The organism is Serratia sp. TSA_7 (assembly GCF_052692135.1).
Genome location: NZ_JBQZFU010000001.1, coordinates 1,118,938 through 1,135,957 on the forward strand (window position 1 = coordinate 1,118,938; position 17,020 = coordinate 1,135,957).

The 17,020-nt window shown below is 53.3% G+C and carries 11 protein-coding genes; 8 read left to right on the top strand and 3 right to left on the bottom strand.

Going from position 1 to position 17,020, the window contains the following annotated elements; translation table 11 throughout:
* Positions 1 to 2 precede the first annotated feature (2 nt).
* From ACUTQW_RS05410 to ACUTQW_RS05420, 3 genes are all read left to right on the top strand, one after another.
* Positions 3 to 1,406, top strand: coding sequence for a glycoside hydrolase family 1 protein (locus ACUTQW_RS05410; protein ID WP_006325354.1), 1,404 nt, complete (start codon positions 3 to 5; stop codon positions 1,404 to 1,406).
* Entirely contained in the window at positions 1,399 to 1,701 is a 303-nt protein-coding gene (locus ACUTQW_RS05415; RefSeq protein ID WP_006325362.1) for a PTS lactose/cellobiose transporter subunit IIA, read from the top strand. The genes ACUTQW_RS05410 and ACUTQW_RS05415 overlap by 8 nt, the downstream gene beginning before the upstream one ends.
* Before the next feature lie 222 nt (positions 1,702 to 1,923).
* Entirely contained in the window at positions 1,924 to 3,306 is a 1,383-nt protein-coding gene (locus ACUTQW_RS05420; protein ID WP_006325364.1) for a carbohydrate porin, read from the top strand.
* 49 nt (positions 3,307 to 3,355) lie between these two features.
* Here the strand turns inward: ACUTQW_RS05420 and ACUTQW_RS05425 are convergent, their stop codons facing one another.
* Entirely contained in the window at positions 3,356 to 3,946 is a 591-nt protein-coding gene (locus tag ACUTQW_RS05425) for a TetR/AcrR family transcriptional regulator (protein WP_006325371.1), read from the bottom strand.
* Positions 3,947 to 4,043: 97 nt separating this feature from the next.
* On the opposite strand from ACUTQW_RS05425, the gene ACUTQW_RS05430 reads away from it, so the two are divergent.
* From ACUTQW_RS05430 to ACUTQW_RS05450, 5 genes are all read left to right on the top strand, one after another.
* Positions 4,044 to 4,943, top strand: a complete 900-nt coding sequence (locus tag ACUTQW_RS05430; protein WP_020439047.1) for an ABC transporter six-transmembrane domain-containing protein — start codon at positions 4,044 to 4,046, stop codon at positions 4,941 to 4,943.
* 81 nt (positions 4,944 to 5,024) lie between these two features.
* Positions 5,025 to 8,111, top strand: a complete 3,087-nt coding sequence (locus ACUTQW_RS05435; RefSeq protein WP_006325375.1) for a multidrug efflux RND transporter permease subunit — start codon at positions 5,025 to 5,027, stop codon at positions 8,109 to 8,111.
* A gap of 147 nt (positions 8,112 to 8,258) precedes the next feature.
* On the top strand, positions 8,259 to 9,269 hold the full coding sequence (locus tag ACUTQW_RS05440) for a substrate-binding domain-containing protein (RefSeq protein ID WP_020439048.1): 1,011 nt from the start codon (positions 8,259 to 8,261) through the stop codon (positions 9,267 to 9,269).
* Positions 9,270 to 9,422: 153 nt separating this feature from the next.
* Complete coding sequence (locus ACUTQW_RS05445) at positions 9,423 to 11,549, top strand: alpha-galactosidase (protein ID WP_041417578.1); 2,127 nt, start codon at positions 9,423 to 9,425, stop codon at positions 11,547 to 11,549.
* A gap of 87 nt (positions 11,550 to 11,636) precedes the next feature.
* Positions 11,637 to 12,896: an MFS transporter gene (locus ACUTQW_RS05450; protein WP_037432909.1), complete on the top strand. Its 1,260-nt coding sequence runs from the start codon at positions 11,637 to 11,639 to the stop codon at positions 12,894 to 12,896.
* An 86-nt stretch (positions 12,897 to 12,982) separates the two neighbouring features.
* On the opposite strand, the gene ACUTQW_RS05455 is transcribed toward ACUTQW_RS05450, so the two are convergent.
* Complete coding sequence (locus ACUTQW_RS05455; protein WP_020439052.1) at positions 12,983 to 14,239, bottom strand: 2-oxo acid dehydrogenase subunit E2; 1,257 nt, start codon at positions 14,237 to 14,239, stop codon at positions 12,983 to 12,985.
* A 57-nt stretch (positions 14,240 to 14,296) separates the two neighbouring features.
* Positions 14,297 to 16,951: a pyruvate dehydrogenase (acetyl-transferring), homodimeric type gene (gene aceE / locus ACUTQW_RS05460; protein WP_020439053.1), complete on the bottom strand. Its 2,655-nt coding sequence runs from the start codon at positions 16,949 to 16,951 to the stop codon at positions 14,297 to 14,299.
* Positions 16,952 to 17,020 lie beyond the last annotated feature (69 nt).

Sequence of the window (17,020 nt, forward strand, 5' to 3'; positions counted from 1 at the left end):
CCATGAAATACACATTTCCCGAGCACTTTTGGTGGGGTAGTGCCAGCTCCGCATTGCAAACCGAAGGGGACAGCCTGCAGGGCGGTAAAAGCCCGACAATTTGGGACGCCTGGTACGCCAATCAACCCTGGCGCTTTCATCAGCAGGTGGGGCCGCAGGAGACGTCGACCTTTTACCGGAACTGGCGCCAGGATATCGCGCTGCTGAAACGGCTCAACCACAACAGTTTTCGTACCTCTTTGAGTTGGTCGCGGCTGATCCCGGACGGAACGGGCGAGGTGAATCCGCAAGCGGTGGCGTTTTATAACAACGTGATTGATGAGCTGCTGGCGCAGGGCATCAAGCCGTTTATTACGCTGTTCCACTTCGATATGCCGATGGCGATGCAGGAGAAGGGCGGCTGGGAAAACCGTGACGTGGTCACGGCCTTTAGCCGCTATGCGCAGGTCTGTTTTGAGTTGTTTGGCGACCGGGTGATGCATTGGTTCACCTTCAATGAGCCGATTGTGCCGGTCGAAGGCGGCTACCTGTATGATTTTCACTATCCCAACGTGGTCGACTTTAAACGGGCGGCGACGGTGGCATACCACACGATGCTGGCGCATGCGTCGGCGGTACGGGCGTTTCGGGCCGGGCTTTACGCCGGGGAGATCGGTATCGTGCTGAACCTGACGCCGTCTTACCCGCGTTCGCAAAATCCGGCGGATGTGAGTGCCGCGCACCATGCCGACTTGCTGTTTAACCGCAGTTTCCTCGATCCGGTGCTGCGTGGCGAATATCCGGCCGATCTGGTGGCATTGCTGAAAACCTGGGATCAGCTTCCGGTTTGCCAGCCCGGCGATCGGGCGCTGATCGCCGAAGGAAAGATTGACCTGCTCGGCGTCAACTATTACCAGCCGCGCCGCGTGAAATGCCGTGACAGCGCCGTAAATCCGCTGGCGCCCTTTATGCCTGAATGGTTATTCGAAAATTATGAAATGCCCGGCAGAAAAATGAACCCTTATCGCGGCTGGGAAATTTACGAACCGGGCATTTATGACATTCTGACCAATTTGCGCGTTAACTATGACAATCCGCGCTGTTTTATTTCCGAAAACGGCATGGGTGTGGAAAACGAACAACGCTTCATTGAAAACGGCCAAATCAACGATCGCTATCGTATCGAATTTGTCTCCGAACACCTTAAATGGCTACATAAAGGCATTAGCGAAGGCAGCAATTGCCTCGGCTATCACATGTGGACGTTTATTGATAATTGGTCATGGTGCAACGGATATAAAAATCGTTACGGTCTGGTGCAATTGGATTTGGCCAGCCAGCAACGTACCGTCAAGAAAAGCGGAGAGTGGTTTGCCGCTACCGCCGCAGACAATGGGTTTAACGAACAGGAGACAAATGATGATTGAATTGGAAGACGCGGTCATGGAGATTATCGTCAATGCCGGTCAGTCGCGCAGCCTGTGCTTTGAGGCGTTGCGCGCCGCGCGGGAAGGCAACATCGGCGAAGCCAAAGCGCTGTTGCAGCAGGCCGATGGCTTTTCGCGCCAGGCGCATCAGATGCAAACCAAACTGATCGAACAGGATGCCGGCGAAGCCCGGCAGCCAATGACCTTAATTATGGTACACGCGCAGGATCATTTAATGACGTCTTTACTGGCGCGCGAATTATCGGAAGAGATCATTCATCTTTACCAACGCTAATAACACATTGTTCATTCCAACAAGGGGGAATAATTACGAAAATTATTTAACTGTTCTGTACCCATGAAAATAATAAAGAATCAGCTTGTTTTGGTGATAGCACTGTTGTTTTTTAAAACCAGAACAGGATGGCTGTTATCTAAAAATAAACCAGCCCACACCCTATCATTAAAGCTGCCTGCAGGCGGCTTATAGGATCACGTGTGTACAATTGAGATAACCATGAAAATATATAATAAATTGCCAATAGCGCTGGCGGTAATGGCCGCGCTTTGCTCTGGATCCGTATTCGCTCAAGAATTTACGCAAGAACAAATCGATGCCATCGTGGCAAAAGCGGTAGATAAAGCCCTGGCGCAACGGCAGGCGAAAATAGATGCCGCCGTAAACAAAAAGGCCGATGTGATTACCGAACCGCAAAGCACCGCCCAGTCGCCGGATATGGCGATCCCGTTTGGCGTCAAATTTTCCGGTTACGCCCGCTATGGTGCGCAGTTCCAGGGCGGCGATCAGAAATTCGTCGGCGTTGACGGCTCCTACAACGGCGCGTCCGCGCTGGGCCGTTTGGGCAACGAAGGCAATGGCGGCGAATTCCAGCTCTCTAAAGCGTTCAAAGGCGATAACGGCGCAATCTGGGACATCAATGTGATGATCGACCATTGGGGCGATGAGGTGAACCTCAAGAAAGCCTACGCCGGCGTCACCAATATTCTGGCCTCCAATCCGAATGCCTATCTGTGGGCCGGCCGCGATTTTCACCAGCGTCCACAACAGGGCATCAACGACTATTTCTGGATGAATCACGATGGTCAGGGCGCCGGGGTGAAGAACTTTGATATCGGTGGCGTGCAGTTTGACGTCGCCGCCGTCGCTGCCGTGGAATCTTGCGATCCGAGAGTGGCGGAGGACGAAGCCAACCCGTCGCGTATCACTTGTACCGGTGGCTCAGGCACCGGCGATAAAGGCAACTACGCGCTGACCTCAAAAATTCACGGCATGAAGGTTGGCCCGTTGGATTTGGAACTTTACGCCAACTACGGCTTTGACTCGAAAGCCGTAGAAAGCGATGACCGCCTGAAGGCCTGGCAGGGCGGCGTGGTGCTGAGCCACACCGGCGACAAAGGCGTGAATAAGGTCATCGCCCGTTACTCCAACAATGCGGATAACAGCGTCTACAACAAAACGGACGAGTTGACGGCGGTCTACGCCAGCTTCGAGGGGAACTACAAGTTTACCCAGCAGGCGCAGGTGGAATACCTGCTCGCCTTCCATGATTACTCCAACGACGCCGACGGTGCTGATAATCGCCGCAACTACGGTGCGATTGTGCGGCCGATGTATTGGTGGAACGACGTGCATTCAACCTGGCTGGAGGCCGGTTACCAGCGGGTTGACTACGATCAGGGCGGCGATAACCACGGCTGGAAACTTACGCTGTCGCAGAATATTTCGATTGCGATGGGGCCGGAGTTCCGCCCTATGCTGCGCTTCTACGTCACCGGCGGTGAAGTGGATAACAAACATACCGCACGCGTGAATGGCACCGACGACGATACCCAACTGGATTCGTTCAACGTCGGCGCAATGTGGGAAGCCTGGTTCTGATAACAGACCCGCGGGGTGGCTGCCGAGGTAGCCACCCCCGTTGCCTTTTCTATTTGTTGTCGGTGAGCAACAAGTTTCGTTGAATGAAATCGTCAATGTCTTCTTCCGCTTGTTTCAACGCTTGCGCAGAAGGCAGGGTAAAAAGATGTTCACCGTAACCAAACAGCATGGCGTCCAGTTGCCGCGCTACGCGTTGCGGATCAACGTGGCGAAACGTTTTTTCCTCCATGCCTGATTCGATGATATGAGTCAGCACCTGATGCCACTCGGCTAAAAAAGACTGCATCAGATCCGAATAGGCTTCGTTATGTGTGGAGAGCAGCCATAAGGAACCATATAGCTTCCTGGTAGGGTCCGGCGTTTCGGATATCATGCCATCAATAAATTCTTGCAGTTTCTGAGCGGCGGGTAAGGGCGCAATGAGAGTGCGAAATTCTTCCAGTTCGCGGTGCATGAAGTTTGTTAAGGCTTCGAGGCACAGGGATTGCCAGTCTTTAAAATAGTGATAAATATGGCTGCGAGAGATGCCTACGTACTCGGTAAGCTCGCGCGTGGTGACTTTCTCAATGCCTTTTTCTATAAACAGTTCTACAACGCCATGCAGAATTTTGTCTCTCATCAGCTCAGACTTGCCTTTCATCTCTTTCCTCCCATTGACTTTGAGCAACCGCTCAAATAGCATGACTTTATGTTTTTGAGCAACCGCTCTAATTTTAATTTTAACAGAAACAACCACAATGAACAGTCAAAACATTACGGCACCGCCCGTGGCTGGCAGCGCGTCCAACACGTTGAAATCACTCGCAAGGCGCCACCGAAAAAAGTTGTTCTTTACCTTCCTGCTGGTGGTTGCGGAGAACGTCACGTATCTGCTGTATCCGATGCTGGCCGGCATTTCCATTAATGCCATTTTGTCGGGGCAGATGTTAAACGCGATGCTGTATGGCGTGATGATCTTATTCATGTGGTGCCTTGGCGCTGCACGCCGAAGCGTGGATACGCGCACCTTTGCCAGAATTTATGCCGCGTTGGCGGTATCTGTGGTCATGACGCAACGCAAAAACAGGCTCAACCCTTCAACCGTGGCCGCGCGCGTAGCCTTATCGAGAGAGTTCGTCGATTTCTTCGAGTTGCATTTGCCTACGCTCATCACGTCGCTGGTCGCCATGCTGGGGGCCGCGGTGATGTTGCTGGTCATTGAATTCTGGGCGGGTGTCGCTTGTCTGGTCATACTGACCTTTCTGGCCTGTTTCCTTTCCCGTTATGCCCATAAAAACGAAGCGCTGTACAACAAGCTTAATAACCGCCTTGAAAAAGAAGTGGATTTCGTTAATAAGGCCACCGTGCTTTCTCTGGAGAGGCATTATTCGACGCTTGCCACATTGCGCATACGGCTCTCCGATCGCGAAGCGTTGGGGTATTTGTCGATTGGTGCGCTTGTTGCCCTGTTGTTTAGCCTGACCATTGCATGGATGACTCAGTCGGCGGGGATCACTGCCGGCCATATTTACTCGGTAATGACGTATATGTGGATGTTTGCCACAAGCCTTGATGACGGCCCGCAGCTATTGGAAAAATACTCAGAACTTAAAGACATCGGTAAGCGGGTGAACACCGAGACCGGGGAGGGAGGTTAACGCTGTTCGGTTTGTTAGCTATGCATGAAGAATGTATGCCGGGCCTCTAAATCGTTTTTAAATCAATACGGGTATCATTAAATGTCCCAGTTCTTTATTGAACGGCCTGTTTTTGCCTGGGTGATAGCGCTATTCATTATTCTTGGCGGTATTTTGGCCATTCCCCAATTGCCGGTGGCCCAATATCCGGCCGTTGCACCGCCCAGCGTGTCGATAACCGCTACCTATCCCGGCGCTACGCCGGAGACAATGAACACTTCAGTGATCTCCCTTCTTGAGCGCGAAATATCGGGGGTCGATAACCTGCTTTATTTTGAGTCGTCCAGCGACACCTCGGGGATCGCGTCCATTACGGTGACGTTTAAGCCCGGCACGGACATCAAACTCGCCCAGGTGGATATTCAAAACCAAATAAACGTGGTTGAACCTCGCCTCCCGCAAGTGGTACGCCAAAATGGCGTAAACGTTGAGGCCGCGAACTCGGGCTTTCTGATGATGGTGGGGTTGAAGTCACCTTCCAGGCAATATCAGGAAGCCGATCTGAGCGACTATTTTGCCCGTAATGTCACCGATGAGCTGCGTCGGGTGCCTGGGGTCGGTAAAGTCCAGTTATTTGGGGCAGAGAAGGCCATGCGCATCTGGCTGGACCCCGTCAAAATGTTCACTTATAAGCTGTCGGTTAATGATGTGATCACCGCGCTGAGCCAACAAAACCTTTTTGTTTCGCCGGGCAGCATTGGCGATGAGCCTGCGGCAAGCGGGCAGCGGGTGACTTATCCGCTTACGGTGAAAGGACAACTCTCTTCTCTGGCGGAATTTCGCAATATTACGATTAAAGCGAACGGCAATGGCTCGCGCTTAACGCTGGCGGATGTCGCTCGAGTGGAGTCCGGTCTGCAAAGCTATGCATTTGCGATCCGTGAGAATGGCTTGCCCGCGACGGCGGCTGCGATCCAGCTTGCCCCAGGCGCGAACGCCATCAGTACGGCAGAAGGGATCCATGCGCGGCTTGCCGAACTCTCGGTAAACCTGCCGCAGGGGATGACGTTTTCTGTTCCTTTCGATACGGCGCCGTTTGTCAAACTGTCGATCGAGAAAGTCGTCCAGACCTTTATTGAAGCGATGGTGCTGGTCTTCCTGGTGATGCTGCTTTTTCTGCACAAAATACGTTGCACTCTTATCCCCGCCATTGTGGCGCCGGTGGCGTTGTTGGGCACCTTCACCATCATGCTGTTCAGCGGTTTTTCCATTAATGTCCTGACAATGTTCGGCATGGTACTGGCTATCGGCATTATTGTGGATGATGCGATCGTGGTCGTGGAGAATGTGGAACGCCTGATGGAAGAAAAGGCGTTGTCGCCGAAACAGGCTACACGCGAGGCAATGAAGGAGATTACCCCCGCAATTATCGGCATTACCCTGGTGTTGACTGCCGTATTTATCCCGATGGGGTTTGCCAGTGGCTCGGTCGGCGTCATTTACCGACAGTTTACGCTCTCGATGGCCGTGTCCATTCTGTTTTCAGCCTTTTTGGCCCTGACGCTGACGCCGGCCCTCTGCGCGTCCTTATTGAAACCGCACACCCAAAAAGCAGGCCCCGGCGGAAAATTTTCACGCGGATTCAATCGCTATTTTAACGCCTTAGCCGTTCGTTATCAGTCAGGACTGGGATATGTGTTGAAACGTACCGGGAGAACGATACTGCTTTATGTCGCGATTTGCGGCGCACTGCTGGTGGCCCTGCAAAATCTGCCTTCATCATTTTTGCCGGAGGAGGATCAGGGCTATTTCATGTCATCGATTCAACTTCCTTCAGATGCCACTATGGCACGGACGCGCGAAGTGGTGGAGCGCTTCGAAGCTACCATAGCGACGCGTCCGGTTGTCGCGAACAATATCTCGATCCTCGGTTTTGGCTTTTCGGGGTCGGGCCCCAATACGGCGCTGGCGTTTACCACGTTAAAAGACTGGCAGTATCGAAACGGCCAGACCGCTCAGGACGAAGCCGATTTTGTTCAGGCAGCCTTAAGCAGCATACCGGACGCCACCACCCTAAGCCTGTTGCCACCGGCCATTTCTGATATGGGGACCTCATCGGGGTTCACGCTGTACATTGAAGATCGTGCCGGAAAAGGTTATTCCGCGTTGAGGCAGGCGACGGAAAAACTTGTCGAACTCGCCAATCAAAGTTGGGTATTAATGGATGTTTACATTGATGGCTTAGCGGAGGGCATCAGTGTTTCACTGAATGTCGACAGGGAGAAAGCGGAAGCCTTCGGCGTTTCATTTGACGATATTAGCCAGGCGATCTCCGCCGCTTCGGGTTCTTATTATGTGAATGACTATACGGACAACGGCCGTGTTCAGCAGGTTATCGTCCAGGCCGACACCGCTTACCGAATGCAGTTAACGGATTTACTGAAGGTTTCCGTCAAAAACAAAACGGGCGAAATGGTGCCGCTTTCCGCTTTCGTTACTGCTGCCTGGGCTCAGACACCACGGCAATTAAACCGATATCAGGGGTATCCTGCGTTAAAGGTGACGGGCAGCGCTGCGCCTGGCGAGTCCAGCGGTGCCGCCATGGCGGAAATGGAGCGGTTGGCGAGCGAATTGCCCCAGGGGTTTAAAGCCGAATGGGCCGGCAGTTCATTGCAGGAAAAAGAATCCACCGCTCAGCTCCCCATGCTTATTTTGCTCTCTATCCTGGTCGTATTTATGGTGCTGGCCGCGCTTTATGAAAGCTGGTCAACGCCTTTGGCGGTGATGTTGGTCGTGCCATTGGGCCTGGCAGGGGCGGTATGTGCGGTCATCGTGGCGGACATGCCGAATGATGTCTTTTTTAGAGTGGGGATGATCACCATCATCGGGCTTTCTACCAAAAATGCCATTTTGATCGTCGAGTTCGCCCGGCAGTTGCGTGCTCAGGGTATGGATATCATTGCCGCGACATTGCTGGCGGCCAAACAACGGCTGCGGCCAATTATGATGACTTCACTGGCCTTTACGCTGGGCGTCGTACCGTTGATGCTCGCGACCGGCGCCAGCGACAAGACCCAGCACGCCATTGGCACAGGCGTCTTTGGCGGCATGATCAGCGGGACGTTGTTGGCGATATTCTTTGTGCCGGTGTTTTATATTTCCGTCATGCGTCTGTTTGAAAAAAAGTAAATGCGTATACCCTGCAGCGGAAATCGCCCGACGCAGGGTAACAATCACTGGGCGAGAGCCTTAGCCTTTGAAATTCCATTCAATTTTTTGATAACTGACAACATAATATTGTAAGATAAATGATTGAAAACAGGCAGGGCTATATCTATGTCTCTGAAAATAATAGCGAAAAATCTTGGGTTATCTATCACGGCCGTCAGTCGCGCACTCAATGGTCACAGCGATATTTCTGAAGAGACACGGAATATTATTAAAGCCGAAGCCGAGCGGATTGGTTATCAACCCAATACCAATGCGCAACGTCTGAAAAAGGGAAAAAGCGATGCTGTCGGCCTGGTTTATCCTTATGCATCCTCACTGAGTAATGACTTCTTTTTTGCAATGGTTAGCGCTATCGGCCATCAATTAGCCAAAAAAGAGGTCGATTTTCTTTTGATCACTGACGACCAGCAGGAAGAATGTCAGACCTTTCTTCGGTTGATCGAAGGCAGGCGCATTGATGCTCTCATTGTTGCGCATACGCTGGAGCAGGATCCCAGGCTGGCCTTGCTGCAGCAAAAAAAGGTGCCTTTTCTGGCCCTGGGTCGCAGTCAGTTACCCCAACCCTACGCCTGGTTCGATTTTGATAATCGGCTGGGCCTTGATATCGCGACAGAACATCTTATTACTCTGGGCCATCGCCGCATCTCGCTGTTAAGCGAAGACCGCCAGCAAGCCTTTATCATGCAGCGTCGTCAGGGTTACCGTGATGCACTGCTGCGGCACGCTTTGTCTTGTTCTCCGTATTTGAAAACTGCGGATGTGACGCGTCGGGCGGGTTATCGCGCGACGCTGGAGCTATTGGCTTTGCCAGAGCCACCCACGGCGATTATTACCGACGGCAGCGTACAGGGCGAAGGGGCCGTAGCCGCGCTGCGGGAGGTGGGGCGCTTGAGTGGGCCTGATGCCGTGGCGTTAATCGTTTATGACGGTTTGCCGGAAGATTGCCTGACCAGAGTTGATGCGACAGCCATTATCCAGGCCACGCGGGAAGAGGTGGGTAACCAGATTGCGCAAATGACCCTGGCGCTGATGGCTGGAGAGCCTGTTGAAAGGATCCAGATGTTGTGGCAACCCACGCTACGTCAAGGTACGACTACTTTTCCGCTCAAATCCTAAGGTACACGTAACCGTTCTTCCTGTCGTGTAGATACAGGCGCCTAAAAAACGCCGTTTTTCTCAATCCAAATCACACTTCTTAAACGTTTAAGTTGATCACTTAAACGTTTAAGTTCATCTATGGTTCCATCAATTACATGATGGAGCCTGACCATGAATTCAGAAATTGTTCGACTGAGCAGCACAGATACCGATTTGATCATCCGCTGCCACCCTTTTGCTGAAATCCTCTATTGGGGCCCAAAACTCGTCAGATTTTCGCCAGAAGACGTCGCTTCATTACAAAGGCCCGTAGCGAACGGCAAGCTTGACGTTGATCTCCCTTTGACCTTTGCGATGGAGTATGGACGCGGCCAATTTGGTTCGCCTGGGATTGAGGGGCATAGCGATGGATATCACGCGGCCCCCGTGTTTACGACGACCAAGGTGGATATCAATTCCGGTGCGGTGACGGTGACCAGTGAAGATGAGCTGGCGGCATTACAGTTGATCAGTGAACTGAGGCTTGACGCGCAAACGGGCGTATTGCAGATACGTCATACGCTGAAGAACCTTCATCATCGGCCATGGCAACTGCACCGTCTGGCGGTCACATTGCCCGTACCGGAGCATGCCGTTGAGGCGATGGCGTTTCATGGGCGTTGGTTAAGGGAGTTTCAGCCGCACCGTGTCAGGTTGGAACACGGCGGTTTTATACAAGAGAGCCGCCGGGGACGGAGTTCTCACGAGTACTTTCCCGCTTTCGTAGTCGGGGATGCAGGGTTTAGTGAGCAACGCGGTGCGGTATGGGGAGTGCATCTCGGCTGGAGCGGCAATCACCGTTTGCGGGCGGATGTGAAAACCGACGGTCGGCGAGTCGTGCAGGCCGAAGCGCTCTATCTGCCAGGAGAGATAAGCCTTGGCGAAGGGGAGTCATGTTCCACGCCATGGGTTTACGCCGCATTCTCTCAGGCGGGTTTAAACGGTATGAGCCAGGCTTATCATGCTTTCCTGCGTCAATCCCTGATCCGTTTTTCAGCGAAACAAACCAGGCCGGTACATCTCAATACCTGGGAAGGTATCTATTTCGATCATGATCCGGCTTACATTATGCAAATGGCAAGTAAAGCCGCAGAGATCGGTGTAGAGCGTTTCATTATCGATGATGGCTGGTTTCGCGGGCGCAACCACGATCAAGCCGGCTTGGGTGACTGGTATTTGGATGAACAAAAATATCCAGAGGGTTTAATGCCCATTATCGAGCATGTGAAATCATTAGGTATGTCTTTTGGCATTTGGGTTGAACCGGAAATGATCAACCCGGACTCGGACCTCTTCCGTCTGCATCCCGACTGGGTGTTGCAATTGCCGGGTTATCAGCAACCCACGGGGCGCTATCAGTATGTGCTGGATCTCAATCATCCCGACGTGTTTGATTATTTATTGGCACGGCTGAGTTGGCTGTTAAGCGAACATCCTGTCGAATACATCAAATGGGATATGAATCGCGAACTGGTCCAGCCGGGGCATCAGGGCAAACTGGCCGCAGATGCGCAAACCCACCAATTTTATCGGCTGCTTGATGAGCTTAACCGACGTTTTCCGCATGTCGAAATAGAGTCCTGCGCTTCTGGCGGTGGGCGTATCGATTACGGCGTGCTGGAACGAACTCAGCGTTTCTGGGTCTCCGACAATAACGACGCGCTTGAACGACAAGCTATTCAACGCGGCATGAGCTATTTCTTCCCTCCTGAAGTGATGGGGCAGCATATTGGCCACCGTCGCTGTCATGCAACGCAACGGCAACACTCTATCGGCTTCCGAGGCCTGACGGCACTGTTCGGGCATATGGGTATTGAGCTTGATCCGGTTCAGTCCGATGAGGAAGAGCTGCAGGGTTATCGTCATTATATTCAACTGCATAAAGCACTTCGGCCTTTATTGCATGGCGGAACCACATGGCGGGTGGATATGCCTGACGATACGATTCAGATTGGCGGTGTCGTCAGCCAGGACCAGACGTGTGCGGTATTTATGATGGCTCAGTTACAAATGTTGAATTATTCACTGGCAGGCAAGGTGCGTTTCCCAGGGTTACTGCCGGAAGCGCAATACGAGGTCAGTCTGCTGGATAGCCCGGAAATCAAAACCGTGCGCGAAGGCGGGGGGGCGATGCGTGAACTGCCATCCTGGCTGCGTCAGCCGATGGTGGTCTCCGGCGACTGGTTGATGCAAGCCGGCCTGGCGCTCCCTGTGTTGGCTCCGGAAAGTGCGTTACTGATAGGGCTTAAACAAGTCTGAATGTTCACTCATTGATGATACAGACGCTAAACGGCCGCTTTGACGGTCGTTTAGACCAGAACAATACCTTCATCGGACAAACACCTCATGAACATGAGCTCTTGCTATTACAGAAAAAACCGTAACTTCTGGATATTCGGCACATTCTTTTTCCTTTATTTTTTTATTATGGCGACCTGTTTTCCATTTCTACCTATCTGGTTGCATGAAGTCATTGGCTTAAATAAAACGGATACGGGAATCGTTTTTTCCAGCCTGTCGTTATTCGCTATAATATTCCAGCCTATCCTCGGGGTCTTATCCGACAAACTCGGCGTCAAAAAGCATCTGTTATGGGTGATAACGATATTGCTGTTGTTTTTTGCTCCGTTCTTTTTGTATGTATTTGCGCCATTGCTAAAGGTTAATATTATTCTTGGCGCTTTGCTGGGTGGGGTCTATATCGGTTTTGTCTTTAATTCCGGTGCTGGTGCCATTGAAGCTTATGTGGAAAGAATCAGCCGCCAGAGTGCGTTTGAATACGGTAAAGCCAGAATGTTTGGTTGTTTTGGTTGGGGAATTTGCGCATCTACGGCAGGGATATTATTCAGCATCAACCCCGACATCGTTTTCTGGATGGGGTCGGGTGCGGCCATCATCCTGGCTGTGCTGTTACTGATGGCGAAAACTGAAAACAGCAACACCGTTACCGTGATGAATGCACTCGGCGCTAACTCATCGCAGTTCAGCATGCACTTGGTCTTTGACCTGTTTAAACAACGTAAATTCTGGCTATTGGTCCTGTATGTCATTGGCGTAGCTTGCATCTACGATGTGTTCGACCAACAGTTCGCCAACTTTTTCAAATCGTTCTTTGCCACGCCGGAAGAAGGAAACCTGATCTTCGGTTTCGTCACTACCGGGGGGGAGGCCGCCAATGCGCTAATCATGTTCTTATCCCCATGGATTATTAACCGAATTGGCGCGAAAAATGCCTTGCTGGTGGCCGGCATGATTATGTCAATCCGCATTCTGGGTTCTTCCATTGCCGATTCTGTGGTGGAAGTCATTATCCTGAAAATGCTGCATGCGTTTGAAGTGCCATTTTTGTTGATCGGCGTATTTAAATATATATCCAATACTTTTGACACCAGACTGTCGGCCACTATTTACCTGGTCGGGTTTCAATTCTCCAAACAGTTGATGTCTATTTTCTTGTCGTCAATGGCCGGGAATTTATATGACCGCATTGGATTTAACCATACTTATATGATACTTGGCGGCATTGCGCTGGCGTTTACTTTCCTTTCGGCATTTACATTATCTGGAGAGCGGGCAGTCAAACCAGCCCAGAGTATAGCGAGTTAATCACGACATGAGTTGTTAGATCAGTCGCGTTTGTGCGGTTGCCGAAAACACCCTGCAGCGGAAATGGCCCGGTGCAGGGTAATGGCTCAGAGTAACAGACGGCGGATATCGGCCAACAGACCGGTCAGATAAACGCTAAAACGAGCGGCGAGGGCGCCGTCAATCACCCGGTGGTCGTAGCTCAGCGACAACGGCAACAGCAGACGGGGAATAAACTCCCGATCGTCCCACACCGGTTGCCAACACGCGGTCGAGATCCCCAGTATCGCGACCTCCGGCGCATTGATGATCGGGGTAAACGCCAACCCGCCAATGCCCCCCAGTGAGGACAACGTGAAGCAGCCGCCGCTCATCTCTGAGGCTATCAATACGCCTTCACGCGCCTTTTTGCTCAATGCGGCGATCTCGTGCGCCAACTGAGTCACGCTTTTTTCATCGACGTTGCGCACTACCGGCACCACCAATCCCTGTGGCGTTTCCACGGCAAAACCAATGTGCAGGTACTTCTTCATAATCAACTGCTCGCCGTCGATATCCAGCGAAGCATTGAACTGAGGAAACGTCCTTAACGCGACGGAGCTGGCTTTGAGCAGAAATGCCAGCAGGGTAATTTTCACGCCTTCCGGGCCGTTTTCACGGTTCAGCGTTGCCCGCAGCGCTTCCAACTCGGTAATATCGACGTGATCATGGTGCGTTACATGCGGGATCAACGCCCAGTTTCGGCTCAGGTTAGCGGCCGACATCGTTTGGATCCTCGTTAGCGGCTGGCGTTCGGTTTCACCGAACCGGCTGAAATCGACCTCAGGCCACGGCAGCAACACCGCTGCGCGTGTTGACGTGGCCTGAGGTTGAGCGGTCAGAACGGATCTGACATGTTGCATAACGTCATTGCGGGTAATTCGCCCCTGTCGGGCGCTGCCGGTTAACCGCTGCAGGCCCACTCCAAGCTCGCGAGCCAAACGGTACACCAGCGGACTGGCATAAGCTGCAGTACCCGAGCGGGCCGGCGCTGTCGGTTCGCTGATGGCAACGGGCATGGCCGGCACGGGTGAGGGCGCTGATACGGCAACTTTCACCGGCAGCGGCTCGTTTGGCGTATCCTCTTCGACCTCAATGGCGGCGATCGGGCTACCAGCCGACAACCTGTCATTCGGCTTGATCAGCAGCTCGGTGACGCGGCCACTGAAGGTGGCGGGGATCTCCAGCGTCGCCTTGTCGGATTCCAGGGTAATCAACCCCTGGTTCAGCGCAATGTAATCCCCCACGGCAACCAGTATCTCGACCAGCGGGATTGGCTGATCGTCGCCGATGTCCGGCACCACGGCATGTCTTATTTCTGGCATCTTGATTCCCTGTGATCCTAAGGTGGCAAATCTGTCACTCATCGTTATGAATAGGGATCAGACATAGGCCGGATCCGGCTTATCGCTGTCGATGCCATAGCGTTGCAGGGCCTGGCTGACCAGCGTCAGCGTGATTTTGCCCTCATCGGCCAAGGCTTTAAGCGCCGCCACTGCGATGAAATAGCGATCCACCTCGAAGCAGCGCCGCAGCGATTCTCGGGTGTCCGAGCGGCCAAAGCCGTCAGTACCCAGTGCCACGAAACGGCGATCCTGAACATAGGGGCGGATTTGGTCGGCGACGATTTTCATGTAATCCGTCGCGACCACCAATGGACCAACGTGGCCTTTCAGGCATTGAGCGACATAGCTGGTGCGACCCGGTTGTTCAGGATGCAGCAGGTTCCAACGCTCGGTTTTCATTCCCTCGCGGCGCAGTTCGGTCAGGCTGGTGGCGCTCCATATCTCGCTGGCGATGGAAAAGTCATCGGCCAGTAACCGGGCGGCGGCGATCACCTCACGCAAAATGGCGCCGCTGCCCATTAATTGCACCTGTGGCTGGTGGTCTGCCGGTGCGGATTGGAACAGATACATGCCTTGCAAGATCCCGGCTTCGGCGCCTGCCGGCATCTCAGGTTGCGGGTAATTTTCATTGAGCAAAGTGATGTAGTAATAAATATCCTGCTGTTCTGCATACATGCGTTGGAGGCCATTTTGCACAATGGTCGCCAGTTCATAGGGGAAGGTGGGATCGTAAGATATACAAGAGGGGATCACGGATGAGAGGACGTGACTGTGGCCGTCATCGTGCTGCAGACCTTCGCCCATCAGTGTCGTGCGGCCCGATGTGGCACCCAGCAGGAAACCGCGCGTGCGAGCATCGGCGGCGGCCCAAGCCAGATCGCCGACGCGCTGCAATCCGAACATGGAGTAAAAGATATAAAACGGAATGGTGGTCAGGCCATGGTTGCTGTACGCGGTGCCGGCGGCGATCCAAGAGGCGATGGCTCCGGATTCATTAATACCTTCCTGCAGGATTTGCCCCTCTTTCGCTTCTTTGTAGTAGCTGAGCTGGCCCGCATCCTGCGGAGTATACAGTTGGCCAAGGTAAGAGTGGATGCCAATCTGGCGGAACAGGCCTTCCATGCCAAAGGTGCGTGATTCATCCGGGACGATCGGTACTACTCGCTCACTCAACTGCGGATCTTTCAGCAGTGTGCTGAGGATGCGAACAAAGGCCATGGTAGTCGAAGCGCCGCGTTCGCCACTGTCTTTCAACAGGGCTGAAAATGCGCTCAACGGCGGGATCGGCAGCGTTTCTGCCGTGGTAATGCGCGCAGGCACATATCCGCCCATTTGGCTGCGACGGGCAGCGAAATAGCGCGCTTCCTCGCTGTCTGGCGCGGGTTTCAGGTAAGGCATTTCCTCCAGTTGAGCGTCGCTGACCGGCAGTGCGAAGCGATCGCGGAAGGCACGTACTGCGTCGGCGCTCATTTTTTTCAACTGGTGGTTAATGTTTTGGCCTTCTCCCGCTTCACCCATGCCAAATCCCTTAACGGTTTTAGCCAGGATCACTGTCGGTTGCCCACTGTGGCTGCTGGCTTGCGCATAAGCCGCGTAAACTTTTTCCGGATCGTGGCCACCGCGGGTCAGTGCCCAGATCTCTTCGTCCGTCATGTCTGCCACCAGTTGCAGCAATTGCGGGTATTTGCCGAAGAAGTGTTCACGCACGTAAGCACCGCTTTGCGATTTAAAGGTCTGATAATCGCCGTCGACGCATTCCATCATGCGCTGACGCAGCAGGCCGCTTTGGTCGCGTTCCAGCAACGCATCCCAGCCACCGCCCCACATCACTTTGATTACCTGCCAGCCGGCTGCGCGGAAGGTGGCTTCCAGCTCCTGGACAATCTTGCTGTTGCCGCGCACCGGGCCATCCAACCGCTGGAGGTTGCAGTTGACGACAAAGATCAGATTATCCAATTTCTCACGCCCGCCAAGTGCGATCGCGGCCAGAGATTCCGGTTGATCCATCTCGCCATCGCCCAGGAAGGCCCAGACTTTGCGACCCTGAGGGTTTTTTAACCCGCGATATTCCAGATAGCGCATAAAGCGTGCCTGGTAGGCGGCAGTGAGCGGCCCGAGCCCCATGGAAACCGTTGGAAATTGCCAGAAGTCAGGCATCAAACGGGGATGCGGGTAGGAGGACAGACCATCGCGATCGGCTTCCCGGCGGAAATTGTCCAACTGCGCTTCGCTGACGCGGCCTTCCAGATAGGCGCGGCCGTAAATGCCCGGCGCCGAATGGCCCTGAATGTAGATCATATCGCCATCGAAGCTGTCGGTGCGGCCGCGGAAGAAGTGATTAAACCCAACTTCATATAGCACGGCGGCGGAGGCATAAGTGGCAATGTGTCCTCCGACATTGGAATGTTTCCCGGCGCGCAATACCATGACCATCGCGTTCCAGCGCACATAGGCGCTCAATCGCTGTTCCAACTCGAGGTTGCCAGGGTAAACCGGCTGCCGTTCTCTGGAAATGCTGTTGAGGTAAGGGGTGGTGACCCGGCCATGCAAGTCGCCGTGCCGGATGACATCCTGATCGAGCAATTGATCGATCAGATAGTGGGTGCGCGTGCGGCCTTCGGCCGTATGAACGGCGTCCATTGCTGCCAGCCACTCGTTGGTTTCCTGCGAGTCGACATCAGGTGAGTTCATGACAATTCTCCAAGTGCGATTAGCCGGCTCGGTGAGCCGGGTTTGGGTTACCTGCGTCAATCCATCCCA